Raw genomic sequence first — 24,484 nt, forward strand, 5'->3', positions numbered from 1 at the left:
GTGCCGACGCGAGGACCGCTCGCCGCATGGAATCCGGGGCTCGACGACACCGTGACGCTGCGCACCGCCTACGACGCGATGCCGGGCGACGACTCCGCGGCGATCCCGTGGTACGTCCGGCTCCTGGAGAACCCGGCCAGCCCGGTCGCACTGCCGGGCGCCATCGACCTGTTGGGGCACGACTGCATCCACATCCTTCTCGGCCGCGGCACGCTCCCCCCGGACGAGGCGTTCGTGATCGGCGTCACCATGGGCGCCAGCGGAGAACTGGGCGCCTGGCAGGAGAAGCTGTTCACGCTGGGCGCCCGCCACCTCTACCGCGGCGGATTCCGCTTCTCCCACACCGACCTGGAGGTGTTCCGCACCGCCGTCGCCTTCGCCAGGGACACCGGGATCAGGCCCCTGCACACGCTGCCGTGGCGGGACCTCATGCACCGGCGCCTCGGCCCGCTCCGCGCGTCGGTGGGGATCGACCCCCGGGCCCTCGTCGCCGCCTACGGGCGAGAGCGCGCCCGCTGGCCGGCCGGCGCGGCTGCCCGTCGGCTCCCGCGCAGCCCGTCGCCCGTCACGGCAGGCGACCCGGACGCCTCCCACGGGCACGACCGGTGAACGAACACCGGAGCCGGGCGAAGCGGGTGGCCGGCATCGCGTTCCGCGTCCTGAACATCGCGGCGATCATCGGAGCGCTGTGGTGGTTCCTGCGCGGCATCGACGTGACGGCCCTGGGCCGGGCCCTCGAACGGGCCACGCCGTGGCTGCTCGTGGTGGCGCTCCTGCTCAACGTGTTCAGCCAGTACGTCAGCGCCGAGGGCTGGCGCATCATGTTGGGCTCCCGGCACCCGGTTCCCCGGGGGCGACTGCTGCGCTACGAGTTCTCGGCACAGGCCGCTTCGGCCATCAGCCCGGGACGGGCGGGCGAGTTGATCCGCCTGTGGTTCCTGAAGCGGGACGCCGTCCCCGTCACCACCACGGGCGCCCTCATCTGGCTGGAGAAGCTGTTCGGCGCCATCGGGCTGGCGATCCTGGTGATCCCTGTGCCGTGGCTCCTCGACGGTGTCCCCGGCGTGGTGAGCGGCTGCATCGCCGTGTTCGCGGTCTTCATGGTCGTGCAACTGGGCGTGCTGATCGTCATCGCGCGCCGCGGCAGGACCGAGCGGCTGCCGAAGTTCCTCAGCGGCGTCGTCGGCGGCATGTACCCCTTGCGGGAACCGCGCAGGGTCGTCGCGATGCTCGGGGTGATGCTGGTGGGGGAGGCGGCCGACGTCGCGGGCGCGGCGGTCGTGCTCCACGCGCTCGGGATCCGCCTGCCGGTCACCGCCGCGATCCTCACCCTGTTCCTGATCGACTTCGCCAACATGCTGCCGGTCGCCCCCGGCCACTTCGGCACCTTCGAGGTCGGCGCCCTCTACGCGCTCGACCTCATGCACGTACTGCCCAGCTCCGCGCTGGCGTTCGCGCTCCTCTTCCACGTGCAGCAGAACCTTCCGCAGGTCGTCGTCGGCCTCCCCCTCGAACTGCCGCTGCTCGTCGGCCGCCGACGCCTTCGCGAGGTCGCCGACAGCCCGGCGGAGCCCGGACCCGAACCCGTCGAGCACAGCCCGCCCGACCGCTGAAGCAGCAGGAACCGGTGGCGCGGAGCCCCCGCGCCGCGGACCATGTGCCGTGGTTCCAGGCATACTTGGGACCGTGATCGCTCGCTCATGGAAAGTCTGGACGACCGTCGAGCTGGCCGAGCAGGTGGCCCCCTACCTCGAACGAACCGGCGTGGGCCGGGCACGGGACACGGCGGGCAACCAAGGGGCGATGCTGATGCGTCGACCGGCGGCGGACGGCACCGTCGAGTTCTGGTTGCTGACCTTCTGGGAGTCCGAGGAAGCCATCCGGGCCTTCGCGGGCGACGACGTCGGGCGAGCCGTGCTGTACCCGGAGGACGAGGCCCACTTCACGCGGGCGGCAGCGGAGGTGGACCACTTCGCCGTGGTCACTGAAGGGTGACGGCGCCGGCACCTCACGCGACGGCCCTCGCCGCGCCTTCCCCGGCGGCCGGCAGCGGGTAGCGTGTGGGCGAAGGCGCCCTCCCCGGCAGGGCGCAGGACGCCTACCGTGGTCTCCATGCCGAACGGGATCCCTGGCAACGAGCCGGCGCCGGCGGGGTCGCGCCGCCACATCTTCGGCGACGACGCGGACCAGTACGACACGGCCAGACCCGGCTACCCCCACCAACTCGTCCAGGACGTCCTGGACTTCTCCGCACTGGCCGCGCACGAGCCGGCGCTGGAGGTGGGCGCCGGCACGGGCAAGGCCACGCTCGACTTCGCCCGCGCCGGCGTACCGGTGACCTGCGTCGAACCGGACGTCCGCATGGCCCGGGTGCTGCGCCGGCGCTGCGCGCACCTGCCGGACGGCGACGTCACCATCGCGGTCGCCGACTTCGAAGCCTGGCATCCCCGGCGACGCTACGGGTTGCTGTACTGCGCACAGGCATGGCACTGGATCGACCCGTCCGTGCGCTGGGCCAGAGCGCGGTGCGCCCTGGTTCCGGGCGGTGCGATAGCCCTCTTTTGGAACCACTGGTTCCTCCAGTGCGGCGAACTGGCGGACCGGCTGACCGCCGCCCACGCCCGGCACGGCGTCGAGGTGCCGCCGGACACCCTCCTCGATCCCCGGCCCCGTCCCGCCCGCCGGGGCCCCGAGTCCCGCCAGTGGCGCGACATGACGGCGGCCGGCTTCGTCGAACCGGACCACCGCCTGTACGCCTCGGCACACGAGCGGTCCACGTCCGCCCTCATCGACCTCTTCACCTCCTACGGGGGCTACCGCGCGCTCCCGGCCGGCCCCCGGGACCGGGTCATGACCGAGATGGCCCGGATCGTGGCCGAACACGGCGGACGTGCCCGGGTGCAGGTGATCACGAGCCTCTTCCTGGGACGGACACCGCCCACCGCCACGTCCTCGCAGGCCGCCGGGGCGTGGGACCGACGGCACTGACCGGGAGGGGGACCCGGGGCAACGGCGAACACCCGCGGCCGCCCGGGTCGATTCCGTGACCGCAGTCCGTCACGACGGTTCGACGGGCAGCCACAGCTCGCAGGTCGCGGTGCTGAAGTCAGCCGCCCGTTCGAGGATCGCGACGATCGAGGGTCCGGTCCGCAGGCGCCACGGGTTGGAGGGGAACCACGCGGTTGCGGTCGCGGCCCAGGTCGTCTGCAAAGCCTGCGGATGTGGTCCGATGGTGCGGAAGACGGCCCACGTGCCGGCCGGTACGTCGATGGCGTCGAGGTCGTCGGGGGCCGGCGTGTCCAGCGAGACCGAAACCCCGTGCAGGTAGGTCAGTTCGCTCCCCTCTCTGCCGTCTGGGTCGAGGTCGTCGCAGACCTGCAACAGGCCCGCCGGCTCGGTGCCGCCGAGGGCCTTGAGCCGGAGATGCTCCTCTTGCGGCAGTGCGGTGATGTGCCGCTGGATGTGCGGGTTGATGCCCTGGTGGATGAGCGGAACCCGGGCCGCGTGTCCGACCAGCCGGAACGCGGGGCGGTCGATGAGGCGGGTGTCCATGGGGATGCTCCCTTCGACGGTCAGGTGGAACCTGAGCTGCGGTTGTGTGCGCAGGGGACCTCCGTCGCGGCGCGCGTCACTGAGGCCGACGCCGTGGACCGCACGGAAGGCACGTCCGAACGCCTCGGTCGAGCCGTATCCGTGCCGGACGGCGATGCTCAGCAGACCGCCCTCGCCCCGGACGACATCGGCGGCGGCGACGGTCATGCGGCGCCGGCGCACGTATTCCGACAGCGGCATGCCGGCCAACGACGAGAACATGCGGCGCAGGTGGTACTCGGTCGTGCCGAGTTCCCCGGCCCATGCGTGGACGTCGAACTCCTCGGCGAGGTGCTCCTCGACGAGATCGACAAGTTGGTTGAGCGCAGAGATCACGGGTCCTCCTTTCGGCGCCAACCCTGCCGCACGGCAACCCGGCCGCACCCGATCGCGGCGATCCGATCCGATCATGCGCCGGCGCCGACGCGGCGCCGACCGCGCACACGTGCCGGGCACGTGCTTGTCCGGCTGATACCCAGGGGGGTATTTGACAGCGGCGCCGAGGCGGCGTTACGTTCGCAAGCGATATACCCGCGGGGGTATGTGCGGAATGGCGTGCCGATCCACCCCTGGACGGTCCGCCGGCGTCTTTGCCCCGGCGTCCGGAGTCGTGGCCTGCCGCTGGTGGGTCATGGCCTCACTGCGCCCGTTTTGATACCCCCCTGGGTATCCCGCACCCTGGATTGACTCCCAGATCGGAATCGGAAGGCTGCTCACCGTGTTCTTCGCCCAGTACTACCTCGACTGCCTCTCCCAGGCGTCGTACATGATCGCCGACGAGTCCACCGGCAGGGCGGTGGTCGTCGACCCGCGCCGGGACATCTCCGAGTACATGGCCGACGCCGAAGCCCGCGGCTTCACCGTCGAGGCCGTCATCAACACCCACTTCCACGCCGACTTCGTCGCGGGCCACCTGGAGATGGCCGCCCGCACCGGCGCGTGGATCGGCTACGGGCAGCGCGCCGAAACCGCGTACCCGATCCGCAAGCTCGCCGACGGCGAGCGGATCAGCCTCGGCGACGTCACCCTGCAGATCATGGAGACGCCCGGCCACACCCCCGAGTCGATCAGCGTCCTGGTCCGCGAGCACGCCGCCGACGAGGTCCCCTACGGAGTGCTGACCGGAGACGCACTGTTCATCGGTGACGTCGGCCGCCCCGACCTGCTCGCCTCGGTGGGCGTCACGGCCGAGGAACTCGGCCGGATGCTCCACCTCAGCGTGCAGCACAAGCTGATGGGCCTCCCCGACGAGGTGCGGGTCTTCCCCGCCCACGGCGCGGGCTCGGCCTGCGGCAAGAACCTCTCCACCGAGAAGCAATCCACCATCGGTGCCCAGCGCGCCACCAATTACGCCTGCCAGCCGATGAGCGAGGACGAGTTCGTCGCCCTCGTCACGGCCGGACAGGCCGCCGCACCCGGCTACTTCGGTTACGACGCCACCCTCAACCGCCAGGAACGCGACCTGTTCGACCCGGCCGCCGCGCCCAGGCCGCTGTCCGTGGCGGAGTTCCGCACCGAGCGCGCGGACGGAGCGGTGGTGGTGGACGCCCGCAGCCCGCAGGAGTTCGGCACCGGTCACGTGCGCGGCGCGCTCAACGTCCCCGCCGACGGCCGCTTCGCCGAGCAGGCCGGCACCGTACTGGCCCCCGAGCGCCGCATCCTGGTCGTCGCGCCGCAGAACCGCGAGGAGGAGATCACCACCCGCCTCGCCCGCATCGGCTTCGACCGCGTGGCCGGCTACCTGCGCAGCCCCGACGACGCCCTCGCGGCGATGTCCGACGAGGTCACCCCGGCCAGCCGTCTGACCGCCGACCAGCTGCGCACCGCCCTGGCCGGCGGCCGGCCCCCGGTGGTCGTGGACGTCCGCAACTGCGCCGAGCGCGCGGGCGGCTTCATCGACGGTTCGCTGCACATCGCGCTGGGCGAACTGCCCGGCCGCCTGGACGAGATCCCCACCGACCGCCCCCTGGTGCTGCACTGCGCCGGCGGGCAGCGCTCGTCCCTCGCCGCCAGCCTGCTGCGTCACCACGGCTTCGAGGACGTCTCCGACGTACTCGGCGGCTACGGTGCCTGGGCGCTGCTCACCGAATCCGCCGCCTGACCACCCCCAAGGCGCGGGTGCCCGAGAGGGGGTCGCCCCGCCGTCCCCGTCGGACCCCCTTGCCCCACCGCACCTCCACATATACCCGGGCGGGTATTTCTCCCGACCCGGCCGAACCGACACCGGAGGCCAGATGACCACCGCACCCCGCACCCCCGCCGAACTCGACGCCGCCGCACTGGGAGCACTCGCCAAGGACGGCAGCGGCCCGCGCCTGCTGGACGTGCGCACGCCCGGCGAGTTCCACGCCGTTCACCTCCCCGGCGCCTACAACGTGCCACTGGACGTACTGCGCGAGCACCGCGCCGAACTGCTCCACCACCTCGACGAGGACACCGTCCTGATATGCCGCTCCGGCGCCCGCGCCGCCCAGGCGGCGCAGGCGCTCTCCGAGGCCGGGCTGCCCCACCTGCGCGTCCTTCAGGGCGGCGTGACCGCGTGGGAGGCGGCCGGCGGACCGGTGACCCGCGGGCCGGCGCGTTGGGAACTGGAGCGGCAGGTCCGGCTGGTCGCGGGTTCGCTCGTGCTCGTCTCCGGGCTGGTCGGCCTCGCGGTGCCCGGCGTGGGACTGATCGGCACGGCCGTCGGCGCCGGACTCACCTTCGCCGCGGTCACCAACACCTGCGCGATGGGCCTGCTGCTCGCCAAGCTCCCCTACAACCGCGGCCCGCGGACCGACATCGGATCCGTGATCGCCGCCCTCAGGAGTCGACCGTGAGCGTCCTGACCCTCGCCGCGTCGCTCCTGATCGGGGTCTTCCTCGGCGTCCTGGGCGGCGGCGGGTCCATGCTCACCGTCCCGATCCTGGTCTACCTCGCCGGCCAGCACACCCAGCAGGCGATCGCCGCCTCCCTGTTCGTCGTCGGTGTCACGAGTCTCGCGGGCTTGACCTCCCACGCCCGCGCGGGCCGGGTGCGCTGGCGCACCGGGACGCTCTTCGGCCTGGCGGGCATGGCCGGCGCCTACGCGGGCGGCCGGCTGGCCGCGTACATCCCGGACACCGTGCTGCTGGTCGCGTTCGCGCTGATGATGCTCGCCACGGCGGCGGCGATGCTCCGCGGCCCGCGCAAGACCTCGAAGCGGGCGCACGGTGAACTCCCGCTCTACCGCCTGCTGTTGCAAGGGTTGCTCGTGGGCGTGGTCACCGGCCTCCTCGGCGCCGGCGGCGGCTTCCTCATCGTGCCCGCGCTGGCACTGCTGGCCGGCCTGCCGATGGGCAGCGCGGTCGGCACCTCGCTGCTGGTCATCGCCATGAACTCGTTCGCGGGACTGGCCGGACACCTCTCCGACGCGCACCTCGACTGGAGCCTGACCCTGGCCGTCACCGTGGCCGCCGTCCTCGGCAGCCTCATCGGCGGGCGCCTCGCCGGACGCATCCCCCAGCGCGCCCTGCGCACCGGCTTCGGCTGGTTCGTCGTCGCCATGGGCGGCTTCGTCCTCGGCCAGCAGATCGGCCCGGTCGTCCTGGCCCCGGTCCCCGTCGTGGCGGCGACGCTGCTGGTCCGACGCAGGCGCGCACCGGGCACCGAAAGTCCGCCCAGGGCGGTGGCACCCGCCTCAGGGTCCAGCCGTCACTGACCCGACATATACCCGCTGGGGTATCCTGGAAGGCAGTCCGCACGAGCGAGGAGGAGTCCGGTGAAGGTGGAAGAAGAAGCGATGGGCGCGGTCCTCAACCGGTTGCGCCGTGCCCAGGGGCAACTCACCGGCGTCATCGCCATGATCGAAGCCGGCCGGGACTGCAAGGACGTCGTCACCCAGCTCGCCGCCGTCTCCCGGGCCCTCGACCGGGCCGGCTTCAAGATCGTGGCCAGCGGAATGCGCCAGTGCCTGAGCGCCGAGCAACAGGACGACGCCGCCCCGATGACCGAGGAAGAACTCGAAAAGCTCTTCCTCGCCCTCGCCTGACCGAACCCGAGCGGCCGGCGGGTCAGGTCCCCGAGGACCAGTTCCTGGGCGTGCGCGCCAGCAACCCCGGCGCCGACGAGCGCACCCGCAAGGCCCTCGACCGGGTGAAGTCCTCCCTGCGGACGGCCCCCTGACGCCGAAATCCTTCAACTGGCGGGAATCCTGGCCGCGTTCTGGTTCCGCCTGGTGGTTCGGTGCAACGCCGCGGCCGAAGGGGTGGGCCGGCGGATTCGGGCGGCCGGCGGGCGGGTGGTCCCGCGGTGGGCGGACGCCGAGCAAGTCGTCCCGCCCCGACCCCTGATCGGGGCGGGACGGGACGACTCCTGATGTCCGCCCGGAGACGGTTCTGCCGGGGGCCGGGGGCCGGGGTCTCCGCTTACTTACACTGCCCCGTCCGCGGTCCGCTCACGGTGTTGCCCGACTGCCGCAGGGTCGGTGCGTTGCCCGTGCAGCGCAGCGGCCCCCCGACCCCGTTGTCCTCGAATTCCGGGACGGAGTCCTCGGCCAGCAGCCCGCCGCCGCTGTTGCCGTCGACCGTCACCGGCGCCGCCATCGTGTTGGACGAGACCTCCATGCCGCCGGTGTTGCCGTCCAGGGTCAGCGGGGCCTTGAAGACGTTGCCTGCGCAGTTCGTCCCCTCGCTCGCACCCTCGCCCAGCAGCACGAAGCCGCTGGTGGCCGTGAGGGTCACCGGAGCATCGAGGGTCGAGTGGCAGATCGTGAGGGCGAGGGCGCGCGCTGCGGACACCGGGCCGTTGACCTCCGCACCCGACACCGCCAGCGCCCCGCCGGGCTGCACCTCCACCGGGCCGTTCTGCGTACCGCCGGGGGCGAGGCACAGCGACTGGCCCGCGGACACGGTCAACGCGCCCTCGTGGTGGGTGAGGCACGGCTGGCTGAAGCCGACGTTGACGTCGGTCGGCGCGGCCGTGCTGCCGGCCGTGAACGTGGGGTCGCCGCTGTAGGTGGCGGTGAGGGAGTGGGTACCCGGCTGGAACTTGCCGGTGGTGAACGTGGCCGTGCCGCCGTCGAGCGGCACGGTCGCCAGCTCGGTCGTTCCGTCCGAGAAGGTGACCGACCCGGTCGGGGTGCCCGCCCCCGGGTTGGCCGGGGCCACGGTCGCAGTGACGTTGACGGCGTGGCCGAACAGCGGGGACGGGGTGTCCGCGTCGAGCGTGACCGAAGTCCCGTACCGGAACGTGACGATGGCCTTGCCGTCGCCGTGGTTGACGCCGCGGAGGAGCGTGACGCCCGTCACCGACGGATCCGCGTAGCTGCTGCCGCCACCACCGCCCGCGCCCGGGAAATAGCCCGGGTTGCCGCCGCCGGAGCCGCCGCCACCGCCGTGCCAACCGCCGCCGCCCCCGCCACCACCTGGGCCGCCCGCACCGCCGTTGCCGCCGGTGCCGCCGCTGCCCGGGTTGGGCTGGCTGGTGATGGGGTCGAGGTCGATGCCGGGGGTACCGGGGCCGCCGTACAGGGTGTTGGGGTTGCCGTGACCGGCCGCGCTCTGGCTGCCGCCGCCGCCCGCGAGCCCAGAGCCCAGCGGGCCGTTGCTCTGGCTGCCGTCCTGGCCGACCGGGCCGCCGCCGGCGCCGCCCGGCAGCTCGGGCCCGCCGTTGCCGGCGCCACCGCCGCCGCCGGCGACCAGGACGCGGTCGGAACCGTCGAACGTGCCGACCCGGACGTCCGAACCGCCGCCGCCCGAACCGCCACCACCGTGCGCGCCGCCGCCGCCGGACCCGTGGCCGGTGCCGCCTGGCCGGGCGAACTCGCCGTGCCGGGACGAACCGGGGATTCCCGCCGCGCCCACGGTGAGTTGGAGCGTCTGGCCGGCGGACACGGGCAGGGTCGCGCGGGTCTCACCGCCCAGTCCGCCGGGGGCGCCGGACACCACCGGGTGTGGGTCGATGTAGCCGGCGGCGCTGCCGCCCTCGCCGCCGTACAGGTCGACGTCGACCGCGGTCACACCGTCCGGGACGGTGAAGGTGTCCGTGCCCACGGCGTCGTAGGTGCACGCGGGCTTTGGAGCCGAGGTGAAGACGCCGCCGGCGCCGCAGGGTTCGGCCGCACTCGCCGTGGCGGCGGCCGCGGTGAGGGGCACGATCGCGGTGGCGACGAGGCCGGTGGTGCCGACCACCGCCATCATCTTGGCTCTGAAGATGCTCCGAGGGGAGGTCGGGCTGCTGTTGCTCATGGCTGTTGACACTGTTTCTCCGGCCCGGTGGGCAGGCAAGGTGAGGGAACGGATGGTGCGCAGACGGATGGGGGCGGCCTGCGGATCGGGGCGAACCGGAAGGTCAGACGCGGTCGTCGGCGCGGAGCGCCCAGACGTTCGCGGAGGCGTGGGTGGGCCCGGCGGTCGCGCCGGGAGTCCGCACGGTCACGCTCACGGTGTCGGCGTACGCGACGCCGGGCCCCGCCAGCGCCAGCAGGGCGCCCACCACCAGTGCCCCGCCGGCCAAGGGCCGAGGCACGTATGTGGTCTTCATCGGACTCTTCCTCTCTGGTTCGCAGCGCTGCGCACGGGGCAGCGCGGAAAAGCCGTGCACGAGAAGAACTGACCACTTTGGGGGGAGCGGTCGCCACGGGTCCCAGGTGGCTGGGGAGCCTTCGACGGCAGGAGACGGAACCCGTGCGAACTGGCACTCAATGCGGCTTGCCGACGCGGACAGTAACAGTCCACAAGAATCCGCAGCTACCGGTGAATCACACAGGAGAGGCTGGCAGATGCTCCATGGAATGACCGTGCGCCCTTGAATCTGTGGGCTCGTGCTTTCGCGTCCTCGCGTCCTCGCGTCCTCGCGTCTTTGTGGCTTTGTGTCTTCGTGTCTTTGTGGCTCCGTGCCGCTGTGGCGGGGTCGGCTGGTCTGTCGGACCGTGGCCCGGGACGGATGGCGCTGTGCCGGTTCGGATCAGCCGGGCGTCAGGACCAGGGGTGCCGGGTCGCCGTCGGTCCAGTCGGGAGTGAGGGCGGCGAGCGCGTCGCTCATGGTCGCGCCGTGGAGGAACGCCGAGCCGTGGCCGCTGACGATCCTGGCCTCGGAACCGTCCCAGGCGACGGGCACCAGCCGCGTCCGCCCACGGGCGGGCCGCACCGACCCACGCACGGGGACGTGCGGCAGGGCGGGCAAGGAGCGACCGGACAGGCCGGCGAGCAACGGGCCGAGCAGGGTGTGGGCGGCGACCAGCGCCGCGTAGGGATTTCCCGGCAGCCCCACCACCCAGCGCCCGTCGCGGAGTTGGGCGAGCAGCATCGGGTGTCCTGGGCGGCAGGCGACCGTGTCGACGACCATCCGGGCTCCCGCGTCGTCGAGCAGCCGGCGCAGCTGGTCCGTGGCGCCGACGGAGGTGGAGCCCGTCACCACCACGACGTCGGCGTCGTACCGCCCTCGAACGGCCGCGGCCAGCCGTCCCGCCGGCCGATCGGGGACGTGCCGCACCCCGCAGCTCACGCCGCCGAGTTCGGCGACCAGAGTCGGCAGCGCCGGCCCGAGGGCGTCGCGTACCCGCCCCGGGCGGGGGATGCCCGACTGGTCCAGTTCGTCCCCGCTGATCAGTGCGCCGACCCGGGGGCTGGCGTGCACCGGCAGGGTGTCATGGCCGCTGGACGCGGCGAGGCCGAGCAGCGCGGGGCCGATCCTGGCTCCTGCCGGGGCGAGGCGGCGCCCTGCCGGGGCGTCCTCGCCGGTCTTGCGGACGTGCCGGCCCGACGGTGGCAGGGGGCCGGCCACGGTGCCGTCGGCGCGGGCCACGGCCGATTCCAGCGGCAGCACGGCGCAGGCACCTGCCGGTAGGCAGGCCCCGGTGGAAATCTCCACGCACTCTCCGGCGCCGAGGGTGTCCTCCCAGGCCCCGCCTGCCCGGAGTGCCGCGCGCACTCTCCAGGGGCCGCGGCCCGCCACGGCGTACCCGTCCATGGCGGCCGTGTCGAACGCCGGCAGCGGCTGCAGGGCGCGGAGGTCGCCGGCCAGCGTCAGCCCGGCGGCCTCGCGCAGCGGCACCGTACGGGCCGGAGACGGCCGTGCCGCGCCGTGCGCCAGCGCACGGGCGTGCGTCCAGGACACCGCCGACGGCCGTGCCGGCAGGGAGGTGGCGGTCGCGGAAAACATGAACACCACTGTCGGGCCGGGGCGTTTCCGGCTCCTGCCCGGTGGATTGCCGTTGCGCTCCGGTCTGCTCACCGCTCGCGGCCGGTGGGTGTGAGCCCTGACTCCACGTCGAGGGCCGCGCACCTCTGCGGTGCGCGGCCCTCGACGGGGTGGCGGGATGCTCAGGCGGCGGCGAGGGAGATCTCGGTGGACTTGATGAGGGCCACGACGGCGGTGCCGGAGGCCAGACCGAGGTCCTCGACGGCGTCCTTGGTGATCGCGGCGGTCAGTCCACCGCCCTCGACGGCGACGGTGACCGCGCCCATGGCGCCACCGGTGGAGACGTCGGTGACGGTGCCCGCGAGCTGGTTGCGGATGGAGATGCCCTCCACCGGGCCGGTCGCGAGGGACACCTCGGTGGACTTCACCAGCGCCGTGACGGCGGACCCCTCGGCCAGGCCCAGGTCCTTCACGGCCTCCGTGGTGATCGCGGCGGTGATGTCCTGGCCGCCGGCCAGACGGACCTTCACCGACGCCATGGCCTCGCCGGCGGTGACGGAGAGAACCGTGCCGGGAATCTGGTTGCGGATGGACAGGCTCATGAATACACGCCCCACAAAGTCAGAAACGAATGGGCAAGCACTTCCACGACGTGCTTCACGCCTGACAATACCGGATGGAAAACCATGCCCGGCGGCCCTGTTGCGCGTTCGCCAGCCAAATGGGCGCAGCGTCTTGGCGTATTTCATGAGGGCCCCGCGACGCCCTGGCTCACAAAGCCATCGTCCGTCTGAGCTGGTCTTTTGTGGCTGACCTTGCGAACTGCAATGCGCCGTGAGGAATTCCGTGAAATTGCAAATGCGGGCCTGGAGGCACTTCGGTCATGGCAAATGCGGCACCGATCCGGCCAGCTGCTGCATATGTGCCTGCGCCTCGGATGAAGAAACCGGAGAAGGTTTCCGCCAGGCGCGCTCTTCCGGCCATCCGGCGACGTCGGCTTGCCACTTGCCACTTGCCGCCTGCCGCCTGCCGCCTGCCGCCTGCGCGCGCGTCACGTCGCGGCCGGCCCGCTGACGGCGGCCTCCCTCACACGAGGTCCAGCAGCTGTTTGTAGGAGCCGCCGAAGCCGTGGTGTTCGTCGATCAGGTGGATCTCCAGGATCCAGTGGGCCCGCCACCCTCCCTGGACCGTGCGGCGCAGGGGCCGGTCATTGCCCGGGCCGACGTACGCGTCGGCCGGCGTGCCGGGGGCGTTCGCGGCCGAGGGTGCGCCGACCAGGCGGCCGGCGTGCCAACCGCCCAGCGCCCAGCCCGCTTTGGCGGCATGTGCCTTGACCTCGGCGTGGAGCTGGCTGCCGGTGATGTCGGCCTCCGCGTGGAACGCCTCGCGACCGGCGGCGAACAGCTCCGGCAGGGCCTCGCACAGGCGCTTCCTGACCGGATCGTCGCCGAGGACCACGGTCCGCGCGAAGTCCGTCTCGGACGCGGCGAGCAGCGGACCGAGGTCGATGACGACGACGTCGTCCAGTCCGATGACGAGGTCCGGCGGGTCCTCGCCGTACGGAAGGGTGGTGTGACGGCCGGAGCGGACGATGCACCCGCGGTGGCGCGCGGCCGAACCGAACCGTTCTCCCGCCAGCACCCCGATCCGGTCGCCCGCCTCGCGTTCACTGTGGCCCGGTGCCACCAGAGCGCGAGCCACGACCTCCGCGAACAGGTCCTGGGCCGTCCGCTGCGCCTCCACCAACCCCAGGGCCCGAAGCTTTTCGTCCATCCGGTCGGGTGCTGCCATCGTGCGTTCCTCTTCCTCTCACGGGGTCGCGCGCACGATCACGAGCGACCCGTCGTACGTCGGCTGACCGCGCAGGTGGCCGAATTCCTCGTCCCAGGCGCCGCTGTCCAGGTCATGGCGCAGGGATCCGTCGAAGTGCTCGCGGACCCGGTCGTCGACGAAGCTCCAGGCCGAACACGCCTGGCGCGCCGCCGGGTCGAGCAGCATCTCGGGTCGCCCGTAGTACGCCTCGTTGAACCCGTCGGTGCAGTCCAACGGGATGGGCACGGTCTGGACGGTGCCGGTGCCGCCCAGGGCCGCGGTCAGCTCCGCGAGGGGCGGGTAGCGGCGGGACTCGGTGTCGAGGACCTCGGGCGCGTACCGGTACAGCCAGAAGTCCCGGACCAGGGTGGGATCGCAGGTCAGGACCACCACGGGCCCGCGGGTCACGCGTCGCATCTCGCGCAGGCCGGATCGGACGTCCGACCACTGGTGGACGCTGAACAGCGTCATCGCCGCGTCGAACTCGCCGTCGGCGAAGGGCAGGTGCTCGGCGACGGCGTCGATCGCCCGGGTGAGCCGCGCGTGCCGCTGGGCACGCATCGACTCCGAGGGCTCGACCGCCGTCACCGTGTGCCCCGCGCTCTCGTAAGATCCGGCACCGGCGCCGACGTTGAGGACGGTCCGCGAGTCGCCCAGGGCCTCCGCGATGAACCGGGCGATGCGCTCGTCGGGCCGACGGTAGGACGCGTGGTCGGCGCCGACGGTCCCGTGGTCGACGCCGCCGGCGCTGCCGTCCGTGGTACGTGTCGTCATGTGGTCTTGCCTCGCCTCGTGAGCAGGGTCAGGGGGTTGGGCCCGCGGGCCGCCGGTTGTGCCGGCCGGGCCGCGGAGTGCGTGCGGGAGCTACGACCAGAGCTGGAGGCGTTGCCAGCCGTCGGCGGCTCGCTCGTGGCGCAGGCGGGCGGTCACCGAACGGTCCAGGAGGTCGGCTGCGTTGTCCCGGGCGGACCCCCGCGTCACGGGCCCGCGCAGGCGCACCCGTCGGCCGTGCGGGGGCCGGTGGGAGGTGAGTGCGGTCCTGCGGACGGCACTGCCGTGATCTCTGTCGCCCACCTGACCGCCTCCTTTGCAGCGTGACACGATCCATCCTGCATATGCGGCTAGGATTCGACAATCTCCTGGAAATTGCTTGGGTGTTTCCCCAAAATGCCCTGCATTTGTGATGCGGATGTTGGAGGTAGCGACAAGCCGTGAAAGGGGTGCCTCCCGCGTAGCGGAGACGACGTCACAGTCGTGCTTGGGGGGAGCGGGGGAGGAGGTGGCATGCCTTGGCGCGCAGGACGGTGGCCATGCGGTCCGTGGTGCCCATCTTGCGGTAGAGGTTCTCGATGTGCTTGTGGACCGTACGCGGTGAGATGCCCAGGCGCCGTCCGATGGCGGTGGCGGTCAGGGACTTGGCGAGCAGCGACAGGACGCTGATCTCCCGCGGCGTCAGCCCGTAGTCGTCCGCACGTTCGTCGGGATCGGCGTGGGCATCGGCGGACCGTGTCGCCTGCCGCCACTGGACGAGCAGTTCGTGCTGCCGCTCGATGCTGTCGAGGACCGGCTGCAGTCTCCTGGCGCGGGCCAAGTGCGCTTCCGTGAAGGCGCTTCCCGAACGGTAGAGCAGATAGCCGTTGAAGGGACCGGACGCACGGGGCAGGGGAAGTCCGAGGATGTGGTCCGTGCCGAAGGCCGTGCGCATCATGGCGGCCGTCGGGCTCATGCGCCACGTCCTCTCGCCTGCCGCCTGGCCCGCGGTCACGGGTGCGCGGTCGGTGGTCGAGCGTGCGTAGTCGGCCCAGGGATAGCCGTGCCGGAGCGCCCGGCCCGCGTCGTCGTCCACGCAGCCCGCCCCCGGACTGCCCGGTGTCCACAGGCGGACCGTGCCCGCCTCCGCACTCCACTCCTCCGACTTGCGGATGAAGAGGTCGTCGCCGCCGCAGATCCGCGGCACCTCCGCCGCGATCAGCGGCCACAACCGCTCCGGGCGCCGCTCGTGCAGCGCCGCCGTGGCCAGGTCCAGAATCCGTGCGTACTCACGCGCGGACATCTCCGACACCGCAACCCCCCGTAGTCGATACGCACTTCTACCTATACCCGTTCCAGGGAGACCTGCGTGAGGCTGGTACCCGACAGAAGATCATCCGCCGACGGTCGGCACACCTTTCAGCCGTTGCACGACGTAGTCCAACGTCACTTCGCTGAGCCGCCCACCGTCGACGGAGCGGCCGCACGCAAGCAGCCGGCCAGGCCACGGGGGAGGTCGAGGCAGGTGGAGGCTTGGGCGCGTCCGTCATGCTCTGTTCCCGCGCCGCTGAGCCCGCCCCGACGGTCTCAGCGGCGCGCATCGTCGGATGACGCGTCCCCGATCAGGCCGTAAGCCGACTCCGTCGTGGCTGCCGCGGCGGGCCGGAGGTCGCGGAGGGCGGCGAACCGGATCGTTGGCTAGAGTGACAACTCATGCTTGATTACGGCGACTTGGCCAGGACATCCGGCAGGCCAGGAGCGGGTGTCCGTGGGGTGGTTGTGGCCGCTGGGGCAGGTCGACCGGGCGCGGTGGGCGCGTGACCGGCCGACCTGCGCCCGGGGTGCTGCCCCCGGTGCTGCGCGGGTGGCTCGGGTCGGTTGCGGGTCTCGCGGCGTTGGTGGTCGTCGTGCTCGGGGTTCGTTATGCCGACGGCTCCAAGCCCGGCACCGTGGACGCGTGGATCCGGGGGGCGGTGGACGGTGCGGGGCCGCCGTGGCGGTACGTCGCCCTGGCCCTGGACTTCCTGGGGGAGCCCGCCGGATCGGCGACGCTGGTCGCGGCCACGGTGACGGGCTGCCTGCTGCTCAGGCGTCCGCGCGCAGCGGTGTTCGTGGTCGCCGGGGTCGGCCTGACCGTGGGGACGGCGACGCTGATCAAGTCCCTGGTGGGGCGCACCATCCACGGCGACAACCTGTCCTTCCCGAGCGGGCACACCGCCTTCCTCACCGCGATCTCCCTCGTGGTGGCGCTGCTCGTGACCGGCCGGCTCGGCCTCGGCAGGGCGGCCGGCGCGCTGCTCGTGCTCGCCGCGGCGCTGGTGGCCGGCGGCGCGATGGGATGGGCGCAGGTCGCCCTGGGCGCGCACTACCCGACCGACGTCCTCGGCGGTGGGTGCACCGCCCTGGCGGTGACGTCAGCGACCGCGTGGCTGGTCGACCGGACGGCGAACGCCGGCCGGCGGGAGCATCGCTGACGTCAGGTCACGGCGCTTCGTCGCTTCACGCCAGGCGGCGGAACGCGGGCTTCACCGGTCGCCCGGCCAGCCAGGGGGTGGGGTCGGCGGCGTCCAGGGCCTTCCGGTACACCGCGCATGCCTGGGCCGCCACGTCCACGGTGCGGTCGATGTCGGCGTCGTCGAGCGCGCTGCTCACCACGAACGACGGGGCCAGCACTCCGCCCGCGAGGAGTTGGCGCAGGAACAGGGTGCGGTACCGCTGCGACGGCTGCCGGTGCTCGTCGAGGGTGGCGAAGACCAGGTTGCTGGCCCGACCCCGGACGACGACGTGGTCGCCGACGCCCGCGCCGGCCGCGACGTCGCGGACACCGGCGGCCAACCGCTCGCCGAGGGCGTGCAGCCGGTCGGTGATCCCCTCCTCGGTGTAGGTGCGCTGCACGGCCATCGCGGCTGCCAGGGAGTGCGTTTCCGCGCCGTGCGTGGTGGACAGCAGGAACACCCGGTCGTGGGAGTGCCGCAGCCCGCCCCGTTCCATCAGGTCGCGGCGTCCGGCCAGCGCGGAGACGGCGAACCCGTTGCCCAGCGCCTTGCCGAACGTGGAGAGGTCGGGGACGACGCCGTACAGGCCCTGGGCGCCCGCCTCGGACCAGCGGAAGCCGGTGATCATCTCGTCGAAGACCAGGACGCAGCCGTGCCGGTCGGCCAGTTGGCGCAGGCCCGCGAGGTAGCCGGGAGTGGGGTCTTCCCCGCTCGAACGCAGTGGGGCGCCGGGGGAAGGCTCGGTCCGGCCGGTGGGTTCGAGGATCAGGCAGGCGATCTCGCCCTGATGCCGCGTCAGCACTTCTTCGGTTGCGGCCAGGTCCCCGTACGGGAAGGTCACGGTGAGTTCGGTGGTCGCCGTCGGAATGCCGGCGGACATCGGCGTGGTGCCGATGAACCAGTCGTCGACGGAGAAGAACGGCTGGTCGCCGCAGACGGCCACCCGAGGGCGCCCGGTGACGGCTCGGGCGAGGCGTACCGCGGCGGTGGTGGCGTCGGAGCCGTTCTTCGTGAACTTCACCATCTCGGCGGTGGGCACCGTGGCCAGGAAGCGTTCCGCGGCCTCGACCTCCACGATGGACGGCCGCACGAAGTTGCTGCCGCGGTCGAGTTCGCGCCGTACGGCCTCGATCACGCGGGGGTGGGCGTGCCCGAGGCTGACCGACCGCAGTCCGGAGCCGTACTCGACGTAGCGGTTGCCGTCGACGTCCCACACGTGGGCACCGCGGCCGTGGCTGATGACCGGGGCGAGGTTCTCGGGGTACTGGTCGTCGCCCTTGGCGTAGGTGTGCGCGCCCCCGGGCACCAGGGCGTGCAGCCGCTCGTTCGCCTGCCGCGACCGGGTCAGGGGGAGTGATTCGATGTCTTCGGTGGTCACGCCGACCTCAACTCTCTTTCTTCTCAAGGGCCTTGGCGAGGCTTGGCGCCTCCCGGTCCCGCCGGGACATCGACGTGACCGGCAGCGGCCACGGAATGCCGAGCTCCGGGTCGTCGAAGGCGATCGTCACGTCCTCGGCCGGATCGTGCGGGCGGTCGATCCGGTACGAGGTGTCGGCGGTCTCGGTCAGCGCCTGGAAGCCGTGCGCGCACCCCGCCGGGACGTACACGGTCGCCTGTGTCTCGCCGGACAGCTCGAAGCAGGCCCGGCCCAGGTAGGTCGGCGAGTCCGGCCGCAGGTCCACGACGACGTCGAAGATCCTCCCGTACGAGCAGCGCACCAGTTTGGCCTCGCCGGCGCCCGAGCGCAGGTGCAGCCCGCGCAGCACGCCCCGGGCCGAGCGGGACACGCTGTCCTGGACGAAGGCGTGCGGGTCGAGGCCCACCGAGCGGAGCACGTCGGCGTCGAAGGTACGGCAGAAGAAGCCGCGTTCGTCGGCGTACGGCGTCGGCTCGAACAGGTAGGCGCCGGCGATCGCCGGGACTTCGGTCGCTTGCATGCCGGGCGCGTTCATGGAGCCTCCCGCAAGGCGTGGGCGTGGTGGGCCGCAGGGAACAGGGCCGTGGTCAAGGCGGCGAACTGGCAGTCGAGTTGCCGGGCGGCGGCCAGGTTCCGCTCGACGAGGGTCCGCCGCAGTTCCGCCGCGTCCTTCTCCAGGGCCCGGAACTGCTCCAGCAGCCGGTCCGCGTCGACCTCGCGGGCCGGGTGGCGGTACGCGCCGAGGCCCATCCGGGCCATGAGCGCGTCGCTCTTGGCCGCGTAGCTGAGGGCGAGCGTCGGCGTGCCGACCTTCAGCGCGCAGATCAGGTTGTGGTAGCGGATCGCCACCACGCTGTCGGCGGCCGCCGTCTCCGCCATCAGGTCGGCGAGCGAGGACGCCGTGGCGGCGGAGACCAGGGGGGAGTCGACCGCGTCGAGGATCACGGCGACCACCGGCGCGTCGCACGCGTCGCCGGTGAGCAGCCGGACCGGTCTGCCGTCCGCGACCAGCGCGCGGACGAACCGCGTCGTCCCGTCGAGGTAGCGGCGGTGGATCTCCTCGGCCCGGGCCCGGTCGTCGTCGCTGCCGTGGAAGGCCATCACGCCGACGCACACCAGGCCCGGCGGGCCCGCCGGCCGGCCCGTCCGCGGCGTCGGCAGGGAGAACGCGAGGTCCGGGAAGACCGCGTCGTCCCTGGTGTCCACGCCCATCGCCCGCATCGCGTCGCGGGACTGGGCGTCCCGGTACGAGCGGTACGCGGCCAGCCGCGCCGACCAGCGCACCAGGGCCCGGGTCGACCGGTTGCCGATCGCGGCGGCGCCGACACCGACCAGCGCCACCGGGGTGCGCAGCAGCCGGCCGGACGCGCAGAGCAGGAACAGCGCGTACGGGAAGCCCCACGGCCGCAGCGGCAGCGTGGCCTCCAGGACGCCCATGCCCGGCACGATCACCACGTCGTGCCGGCGGACCCACGCGGCGGTGCGGAAGGCGTCGACGAGCTTGCCCAGCCCCTTCGCCGCGATCGCACCGGCACGGGACGCGGTCCGGTACTCCCCGCGGTACCAGTGCAGCCGCGTCGCGGGGATCCCGTACCGCGACGTGACGACCTCGGGTCCGCCGCACAGCGCGTCCACGACCGCGTCCGGGTGCGCGGCGCGGAGGTAGCCGAGCACGGCCTCCAGCGATCCGTCGTTGCCGAGGTTGCCGGAGCCGAGCAGACCGAACACCCCGACGCGCACCGGAGTGGCGTGCGTGGGCGTCATGGCCGCCTCCCCTCACGGCCGGCCACGAGGGCGTCGACCGAGACGCCGAGGTGGGCCGGGTCGACCGGGGCGCGGTCCTCGACCCGCTCGCCGGCGCCCGGCCGGACCCGGCTGGTCATCCAGGCGGCCAGGTGGCGGTGGCACGCGCGCCGGTCGGCCGGGGACAGCGGCGCCCGCCGGATCGCCGCGGCGAAGCCCCAGACGTACTCGGCGAGGAGACGGGGCGTCGGGTGCAGCGGGCCCGCCCGGCGCGGGTCCAGGTTGACGCACCGGGCGCGCTTGGAGGGGTTCGCCCGCTCGGCGCGGGTGGGGTGGTCGCGGCGGAAGTACAGCAGCTCCGGCACCTGGTGGAAGGGGCCGTGCAGGGTGAGCTCGGCGACGAACGTGCGGTCCGCGTGGTGGTAGCTGTCGAGCGGCTTCACCCGGCGCAGCACGTCGGCCCGCAGCACCCCGTAGAAGTCGTCGCCGCCCGGCTCGAACAGCAGGCTGCGGAAGCGCTCCGGCGGGTGCGGGGAGTCGGTGGCGAGCCCGTACTCGTACGGGACCTTCACCTGGCCGTCGCCGTCGATGACCGCCTGGCCGGTGTGCGCGAGGATCACGTCCGGCCGCTCGTCCAGCGCCTCCACGCAGCGCCGCAGCAGGTCACGGCCGTACAGGTCGTCGTGCGAGGCCCACTTGAACAGCTCGCCGCGGCACTCGACGAACACCCGGTTGTGGTTCGGTGTGGCGCCGATGTTCCGGGACAGCCGGAGGTAGCGGATGCGTGCGTCCCGCGCCGCGTACGCGCGGCAGATGTCCTGCGTGCCGTCGGTCGAGGCGTTGTCGGAGACGACCAGCTCGAAGTCCTCGTAGGTCTGGCCCAGCAGGGCCTCGAACGACTCGGCCAGGTACTCCTCGCCGTTGTACACGGGCAGGCCGATGCTCAGCCTCGGTCGGGCGGTCATGGGGTCCTCACTTCGGGGGTGGGGGAGTGGTGGCGCTCGCGCAGGGCGGACCGCAGTTGCAGCCACCACACGGCCGAGCCGCTGACGGTCGCGGCGGCGACGCCCCAGGCCGAGCCGACGGTGCCGGCGGCCACCGCCCCGCCGAGCCCGCCACCGACGTAACAGGCGGAGGCGAACAGCTGGCAGCGCAGGCTGCGTCGGGCCGCGGCGAGCGCGCGCAACCCGGCCGCCGCGCCGGTGCCGAGACCGGCGCCCGCGACACCGAGCGTGATCGGCACGATGAGCTGCGCGGCGGAGGGCCACACGCCGCCGAGCACCAGGACGCCGAGCCGGTCCGGTACCAGCAGCAGCGCCCCGCCCCAGGACAGCGCGGCCGCGGCCTGCCCGCCGCCCAGCAGGAGGCAGAACGGGCCCAGTCGGTGCGGAGCCTGCCGCAGCACCCGTGCCGCCTCCGGGACGGTGACCAGCGAAAGTCCCATCAGCACCGCGAGGAACGGGCCGAGGAGCAGCTCGGCGCCCCGGACCGCACCCACCGCCCCGACCCCGACGATCGCGCCGAGCCCGTAGGCCCGGAGCTGGCTCGCTCCGCTCAGGGCGACGTTCTCGACCAGGTACCGATAGCCCAAGTCGCGCTGCTCGCGCAGCCACCCGCCCGCCAGGGACGTCCGGGGCCGGATACCGGACTGGAGGCAGCCGTACCCCGCCGCCACCGCGGCGGACGCGCCCCAGACGAGCACGAAGGCGGCCACGCTGCCCACGTGGGTCGCCACCACCATGGCCGGGACGAGCGCGACGCCGCACACGACGTCGTTGACGAACGCCTTGCGCCCGGTGCCGGCGGCGAAGAACGCGAACCGCCAGGCGTCCTGCAGCAGCAGCGCCGGCAGCACGACGCCGAGGCAGGCGAACGCGGGCCCCACGCGGCCGCCGAGGGCGAGCCCGACCACCAGGCACGCCGCGCCGAGGGCGGTGCCGAGGCCGAGCGCGGTACCCGAGGACCGGGCCACCGCCGCGCGCCAGGACGCCGCCGGCACGCTGCTGAAGCGCACCACGAGCGGGTCGGTGGCCAGCCCGCGGGAGACGTTGAGCACCACGCCGTAGGTCACCCAGGCCAGGCTGAACACGCCGAACGCGGCCACCCCCAGCGAGCGGGCCACGTAGACCCCCACCACGAAGTTGGAGATGCTGGAGGCCGCCTGGTCGGCCAGTCCCCAGGACAGTCGGCCGACCATGGCCCGCTTGGCGGTCCGCCGGGCCCGTCCGGTCGGGGCCGCCGGTGCCGTCGTCTGCTCGCCCTCGGTGGGCATCGGCGTCATGCCTTGATCAGCCCGGCGCCGAGCAGGGCGTCCGCGGCGGCGGCGACGGTGTCGAAGGGCAGCCCGGACCGCTCGGCGACGTCCAGCAGACCGTGCTCGCCGTCGGAGAGGTTGAGCACCCAGAGCATGGCCAGCTGGGCCTGCTGGGTGTCGCTGCGGCCGCCGAGGGCGTCGTACAACCCGCGCCGGCCCAGCTGCGGTTCGCCGTAGGGGCTGAGGTTGCGGTACCGCCGGTTGCGGTCCAGCACGGCGCACGCCTCCCGGCAGACGGCGAGCGTGTCCGCCATCGACGCCGGGGAGACGAAGTCCGGGTTGTCCGCTGAGGTGTGGTACTCGGGGTAGCCCGCGTACGGGGTGCGGGTGAGGGAGCCCACGCCGAGGTCGAATCCGGGTGAGCAGTACTGCCGCTCGTCGTAGCCGTACGGCGTGAACTCGACCACGCGGTGCGGGCGTTCGGAGGCGGCCAGCACGTGCCGCAGCACCCGGTCGATCTCCGCGTCGCCCTGCCTGCTCTGCTTGTACGTCAGGTGGCCCGGGTCGCCGGCGCAGGCCAGCACCAGGCCGTGCTTGACCTGGTCGATCCGCTGTGCGTTGCGGGCCAGCCAGGTGATCGCCCCGATGGTGCCGGGCGCGTAGACGAACCGGTAGGTGTAGTACGGCGTCTGCTCGGCCAGTGCCCGGGCCAGGAACGTGGCCACCGCGATGCCGGCCAGGTTGTCGTTGGCCAACGACGGGTGGCAGACGTGGCAGGAGACGATCACCTCGTCGGGGACCCGGCCGCGGACCACGTGCTCGGCGTAGGTGAGGTGACCGTCGGCGAGGGTGGAGTCGACGCACACCTCGTACTCACCGTCCGGCAGCGCGTCCAGGGTCTCCTGGGCCAGGCAGAACCCCCAGTCCGGCGTGTAGTAGCTGGTGCGGTACGGCACCCAACTCGGGTGCTCCGGCAGGGTGTGCAGGTGTCCGCGCAGCTCGGACAGGGGCATGGTCGCCGACACCGGCACGCTGTAGCCGAGCACGTGGAGGCTGGAGGCGGCGAAGTCGACGACCCGCTTGCCGGTGGCGTCGGCGATGTACGCGTCCCGGATGTTCCACTCCTGCGGCACCGTCCAGTCGAGCACCTGCGTTCCGGTCGGCACCTCGTGGACCGTGAGCGGGACGTACTCGCCGACGATGTCCAGGGTGTCGCGCACACCGTCGCCGGTGATGCTCCGGCACAGCGGGTACAGCCGCTCCACCAGCGCGTGCATCTGTGCGCCGAGCCCGGTCATCGGCGCCGCCGCAGGGTGTCGTCGACCGCGCCGGCCTCGGACGCCGCGCGCAGCACGGCGAGCCGGGTGAAGCGTCGTGCGAAGTCCTCCTCGGTGAGGCCGTGCTTGCGGTAGGCGTCGGCGAGTTCGAGCGCACCCCGCTTGACCGTCCACGCGCAGTCGAAGCCGGGGATCGCGGTGCGGAACCGGGAGAAGTCCACCCGGTAGGACCGCGGATCGGCGCCGTTCTCGCCGGTGATCTTCACCTGCGAGCCGGGCACCGCCTCGGCGACCTGCGCGGCGATCTCGGCGACCGTGACGTTGTTGGCCTCGCTGCCGATGTTGAACGCCCGGTCGTGCACGGCCTCTTGGGGCGCGGTGAGCGCGGCCGCGAAGGCCCGGGCGATGTCGGCGGCGTGCACCAGCGGGCGCCAGGGGGTGCCGTCGGAGAGCACCCGCACCTCGCCGGACAGCAGCGCGTGGCCCACCAGGTTGTTCAGCACGATGTCGGCGCGCAGCCGCGGCGAGTAGCCGAACGCGGTGGCGTTGCGCAGGTACACCGGGCTGAAGTCGCCGTCGGCAAGGGCGTGCAGGTCGTCCTCCACCTTCACCTTGGACTCCGCGTACGGCGTCACCGGGCGCAGCGGGGCGTCCTCGGCGACCAACTCGTCCCCGCCGGCGGCGCCGTAGACCGAGCACGTCGACGCGTACAGGAACCGCCGCACCCCGGCGTCGCGGGCCAGTCGCGCCAGGCGGACGGACGCGTGGTGGTTGATGTCGTGGGTGAGCTCCGGCGCCAGCGAGCCCAACGGGTCGTTGGAGAGCGCGGCCAGGTGGATCACCGCGTCCACTCCGGCGACGTGTGCGGCCGTGACGTCACGCAGGTCCACCCGGTGCCCCGCGGGGTCCGCGGGCGGCGGGCCGAGGACGCAGTCGGCGAACAGGCCGGCGTCCAGGCCGACGACGTCGTGCCCGGCGGCCGTGAGGACCGGGGCCATCACGGTGCCCAGGTAGCCCTGGTGTCCGGTGAGCAGTACGCGCAAGG

The 24,484-nt window shown here is 72.9% G+C and carries 25 protein-coding genes; 9 read left to right on the forward strand and 16 right to left on the reverse strand.

The features are described 5' to 3' along the window. The 4 genes from ACLJT4_RS16710 (at position 1) to ACLJT4_RS16725 (ending at position 2,988) form a co-directional block, all read left to right on the forward strand. Positions 1-609: a hypothetical protein gene (locus ACLJT4_RS16710; protein ID WP_411123109.1), complete on the forward strand. Its 609-nt coding sequence runs from the start codon at positions 1-3 to the stop codon at positions 607-609. Next, positions 606-1,613, forward strand: a complete 1,008-nt coding sequence (locus ACLJT4_RS16715; RefSeq protein ID WP_411123110.1) for a lysylphosphatidylglycerol synthase transmembrane domain-containing protein — start codon at positions 606-608, stop codon at positions 1,611-1,613. The genes ACLJT4_RS16710 and ACLJT4_RS16715 overlap by 4 nt, the downstream gene beginning before the upstream one ends. A gap of 73 nt (positions 1,614-1,686) precedes the next feature. After that, positions 1,687-1,995, forward strand: a complete 309-nt coding sequence (locus tag ACLJT4_RS16720) for a hypothetical protein (RefSeq protein ID WP_411123111.1) — start codon at positions 1,687-1,689, stop codon at positions 1,993-1,995. A 117-nt stretch (positions 1,996-2,112) separates the two neighbouring features. Further along, entirely contained in the window at positions 2,113-2,988 is an 876-nt protein-coding gene (locus ACLJT4_RS16725) for a class I SAM-dependent methyltransferase (protein ID WP_411123112.1), read from the forward strand. Positions 2,989-3,057: 69 nt separating this feature from the next. Here the strand turns inward: ACLJT4_RS16725 and ACLJT4_RS16730 are convergent, their stop codons facing one another. Then, a complete protein-coding gene (locus ACLJT4_RS16730; RefSeq protein ID WP_411123113.1) occupies positions 3,058-3,927 on the reverse strand; it encodes a GyrI-like domain-containing protein in 870 nt (289 codons plus the stop codon). A gap of 382 nt (positions 3,928-4,309) precedes the next feature. On the opposite strand from ACLJT4_RS16730, the gene ACLJT4_RS16735 reads away from it, so the two are divergent. The 4 genes from ACLJT4_RS16735 (at position 4,310) to ACLJT4_RS16750 (ending at position 7,600) form a co-directional block, all read left to right on the forward strand. Continuing rightward, the gene (locus ACLJT4_RS16735) at positions 4,310-5,692 is read left to right on the forward strand and encodes an MBL fold metallo-hydrolase (protein WP_411123114.1); all 1,383 of its coding nucleotides are present in this window, start codon (positions 4,310-4,312) and stop codon (positions 5,690-5,692) included. 133 nt (positions 5,693-5,825) lie between these two features. After that, complete coding sequence (locus tag ACLJT4_RS16740) at positions 5,826-6,410, forward strand: rhodanese-like domain-containing protein (protein ID WP_411123115.1); 585 nt, start codon at positions 5,826-5,828, stop codon at positions 6,408-6,410. Next, positions 6,407-7,270, forward strand: a complete 864-nt coding sequence (locus tag ACLJT4_RS16745) for a sulfite exporter TauE/SafE family protein (protein WP_411123116.1) — start codon at positions 6,407-6,409, stop codon at positions 7,268-7,270. The genes ACLJT4_RS16740 and ACLJT4_RS16745 overlap by 4 nt, the downstream gene beginning before the upstream one ends. Positions 7,271-7,351: 81 nt before the next feature. After that, positions 7,352-7,600 carry a metal-sensitive transcriptional regulator gene (locus ACLJT4_RS16750; RefSeq protein ID WP_267953150.1) on the forward strand — a complete coding sequence of 83 codons (249 nt, stop codon included), beginning with the start codon at positions 7,352-7,354 and terminating at the stop codon, positions 7,598-7,600. A gap of 376 nt (positions 7,601-7,976) precedes the next feature. On the opposite strand, the gene ACLJT4_RS16755 is transcribed toward ACLJT4_RS16750, so the two are convergent. From ACLJT4_RS16755 to ACLJT4_RS16790, 8 genes are all read right to left on the reverse strand, one after another. Next, positions 7,977-9,797: an Ig-like domain-containing protein gene (locus ACLJT4_RS16755; protein WP_411123117.1), complete on the reverse strand. Its 1,821-nt coding sequence runs from the start codon at positions 9,795-9,797 to the stop codon at positions 7,977-7,979. Between the two features lie 103 nt (positions 9,798-9,900). Next, complete coding sequence (locus ACLJT4_RS16760) at positions 9,901-10,092, reverse strand: hypothetical protein (RefSeq protein ID WP_411123118.1); 192 nt, start codon at positions 10,090-10,092, stop codon at positions 9,901-9,903. A 423-nt stretch (positions 10,093-10,515) separates the two neighbouring features. Continuing rightward, positions 10,516-11,712: a molybdopterin molybdotransferase MoeA gene (locus ACLJT4_RS16765; protein WP_411123119.1), complete on the reverse strand. Its 1,197-nt coding sequence runs from the start codon at positions 11,710-11,712 to the stop codon at positions 10,516-10,518. Positions 11,713-11,873: 161 nt separating this feature from the next. Beyond that, positions 11,874-12,293: a TOBE domain-containing protein gene (locus ACLJT4_RS16770; RefSeq protein WP_411123120.1), complete on the reverse strand. Its 420-nt coding sequence runs from the start codon at positions 12,291-12,293 to the stop codon at positions 11,874-11,876. A 484-nt stretch (positions 12,294-12,777) separates the two neighbouring features. Next, complete coding sequence (locus tag ACLJT4_RS16775; RefSeq protein WP_411123121.1) at positions 12,778-13,482, reverse strand: M24 family metallopeptidase; 705 nt, start codon at positions 13,480-13,482, stop codon at positions 12,778-12,780. 18 nt (positions 13,483-13,500) lie between these two features. Then, positions 13,501-14,277: a class I SAM-dependent methyltransferase gene (locus ACLJT4_RS16780; RefSeq protein ID WP_411123122.1), complete on the reverse strand. Its 777-nt coding sequence runs from the start codon at positions 14,275-14,277 to the stop codon at positions 13,501-13,503. A gap of 90 nt (positions 14,278-14,367) precedes the next feature. Then, positions 14,368-14,577, reverse strand: coding sequence for a hypothetical protein (locus tag ACLJT4_RS16785; RefSeq protein ID WP_411123123.1), 210 nt, complete (start codon positions 14,575-14,577; stop codon positions 14,368-14,370). 172 nt (positions 14,578-14,749) lie between these two features. Beyond that, positions 14,750-15,556 (reverse strand): response regulator transcription factor, encoded by an 807-nt coding sequence (locus ACLJT4_RS16790; protein ID WP_411123124.1) that lies wholly within the window; start codon positions 15,554-15,556, stop codon positions 14,750-14,752. Between the two features lie 514 nt (positions 15,557-16,070). Here ACLJT4_RS16790 and ACLJT4_RS16795 point away from each other — a divergent pair. Then, complete coding sequence (locus tag ACLJT4_RS16795) at positions 16,071-16,727, forward strand: phosphatase PAP2 family protein (RefSeq protein ID WP_411123125.1); 657 nt, start codon at positions 16,071-16,073, stop codon at positions 16,725-16,727. A 25-nt stretch (positions 16,728-16,752) separates the two neighbouring features. On the opposite strand, the gene ACLJT4_RS16800 is transcribed toward ACLJT4_RS16795, so the two are convergent. The 7 genes from ACLJT4_RS16800 to ACLJT4_RS16830 are packed head-to-tail and all read right to left on the reverse strand — an operon-like array spanning position 16,753 to position 24,482. Beyond that, complete coding sequence (locus ACLJT4_RS16800; protein WP_411123126.1) at positions 16,753-18,126, reverse strand: glutamate-1-semialdehyde 2,1-aminomutase; 1,374 nt, start codon at positions 18,124-18,126, stop codon at positions 16,753-16,755. A gap of 7 nt (positions 18,127-18,133) precedes the next feature. Further along, positions 18,134-18,685, reverse strand: coding sequence for a dTDP-4-dehydrorhamnose 3,5-epimerase family protein (locus ACLJT4_RS16805; protein WP_411123127.1), 552 nt, complete (start codon positions 18,683-18,685; stop codon positions 18,134-18,136). Positions 18,686-18,696: 11 nt separating this feature from the next. Next, positions 18,697-19,929 carry a polysaccharide pyruvyl transferase family protein gene (locus ACLJT4_RS16810; RefSeq protein WP_411123128.1) on the reverse strand — a complete coding sequence of 411 codons (1,233 nt, stop codon included), beginning with the start codon at positions 19,927-19,929 and terminating at the stop codon, positions 18,697-18,699. Continuing rightward, on the reverse strand, positions 19,926-20,873 hold the full coding sequence (locus ACLJT4_RS16815; protein ID WP_016570733.1) for a glycosyltransferase family 2 protein: 948 nt from the start codon (positions 20,871-20,873) through the stop codon (positions 19,926-19,928). Before ACLJT4_RS16815 ends, ACLJT4_RS16810 begins: the two co-directional genes overlap by 4 nt. Continuing rightward, positions 20,870-22,180, reverse strand: coding sequence for a hypothetical protein (locus ACLJT4_RS16820; RefSeq protein ID WP_411123187.1), 1,311 nt, complete (start codon positions 22,178-22,180; stop codon positions 20,870-20,872). The genes ACLJT4_RS16815 and ACLJT4_RS16820 overlap by 4 nt, the downstream gene beginning before the upstream one ends. 5 nt (positions 22,181-22,185) lie before the next feature. Next, positions 22,186-23,460 carry a DUF4910 domain-containing protein gene (locus tag ACLJT4_RS16825; protein WP_411123129.1) on the reverse strand — a complete coding sequence of 425 codons (1,275 nt, stop codon included), beginning with the start codon at positions 23,458-23,460 and terminating at the stop codon, positions 22,186-22,188. Then, the gene (locus ACLJT4_RS16830; RefSeq protein WP_411123130.1) at positions 23,457-24,482 is read right to left on the reverse strand and encodes an NAD-dependent epimerase/dehydratase family protein; all 1,026 of its coding nucleotides are present in this window, start codon (positions 24,480-24,482) and stop codon (positions 23,457-23,459) included. The genes ACLJT4_RS16825 and ACLJT4_RS16830 overlap by 4 nt, the downstream gene beginning before the upstream one ends. Positions 24,483-24,484: the final 2 nt, after the last annotated feature.

The organism is Streptomyces sp. x-19, from assembly GCF_046549115.1.
GTDB lineage: Bacteria > Actinomycetota > Actinomycetes > Streptomycetales > Streptomycetaceae > Streptomyces > Streptomyces albulus_C.

Bases quoted from the DNA above. Each gene is read 5' to 3' on its own strand.
- ACLJT4_RS16725 (WP_411123112.1), top strand. From the start codon at position 2,113: ATGCCGAACGGGATCCCTGGCAACGAGCCGGCGCCGGCGGGGTCGCGC.
- ACLJT4_RS16740 (WP_411123115.1), top strand. From the start codon at position 5,826: ATGACCACCGCACCCCGCACCCCCGCCGAACTCGACGCCGCCGCACTG.
- ACLJT4_RS16750 (WP_267953150.1), top strand. From the start codon at position 7,352: ATGGGCGCGGTCCTCAACCGGTTGCGCCGTGCCCAGGGGCAACTCACC.
- ACLJT4_RS16755 (WP_411123117.1), bottom strand. From the start codon at position 9,797: ATGAGCAACAGCAGCCCGACCTCCCCTCGGAGCATCTTCAGAGCCAAG.
- ACLJT4_RS16760 (WP_411123118.1), bottom strand. From the start codon at position 10,092: ATGAAGACCACATACGTGCCTCGGCCCTTGGCCGGCGGGGCACTGGTG.
- ACLJT4_RS16765 (WP_411123119.1), bottom strand. From the start codon at position 11,712: ATGTTTTCCGCGACCGCCACCTCCCTGCCGGCACGGCCGTCGGCGGTG.
- ACLJT4_RS16770 (WP_411123120.1), bottom strand. From the start codon at position 12,293: ATGAGCCTGTCCATCCGCAACCAGATTCCCGGCACGGTTCTCTCCGTC.
- ACLJT4_RS16775 (WP_411123121.1), bottom strand. From the start codon at position 13,482: ATGGCAGCACCCGACCGGATGGACGAAAAGCTTCGGGCCCTGGGGTTG.
- ACLJT4_RS16780 (WP_411123122.1), bottom strand. From the start codon at position 14,277: ATGACGACACGTACCACGGACGGCAGCGCCGGCGGCGTCGACCACGGG.
- ACLJT4_RS16790 (WP_411123124.1), bottom strand. From the start codon at position 15,556: ATGTCCGCGCGTGAGTACGCACGGATTCTGGACCTGGCCACGGCGGCG.
- ACLJT4_RS16805 (WP_411123127.1), bottom strand. From the start codon at position 18,685: ATGCAAGCGACCGAAGTCCCGGCGATCGCCGGCGCCTACCTGTTCGAG.
- ACLJT4_RS16810 (WP_411123128.1), bottom strand. From the start codon at position 19,929: ATGACGCCCACGCACGCCACTCCGGTGCGCGTCGGGGTGTTCGGTCTG.
- ACLJT4_RS16815 (WP_016570733.1), bottom strand. From the start codon at position 20,873: ATGACCGCCCGACCGAGGCTGAGCATCGGCCTGCCCGTGTACAACGGC.
- ACLJT4_RS16820 (WP_411123187.1), bottom strand. From the start codon at position 22,180: ATGCCCACCGAGGGCGAGCAGACGACGGCACCGGCGGCCCCGACCGGA.
- ACLJT4_RS16825 (WP_411123129.1), bottom strand. From the start codon at position 23,460: ATGACCGGGCTCGGCGCACAGATGCACGCGCTGGTGGAGCGGCTGTAC.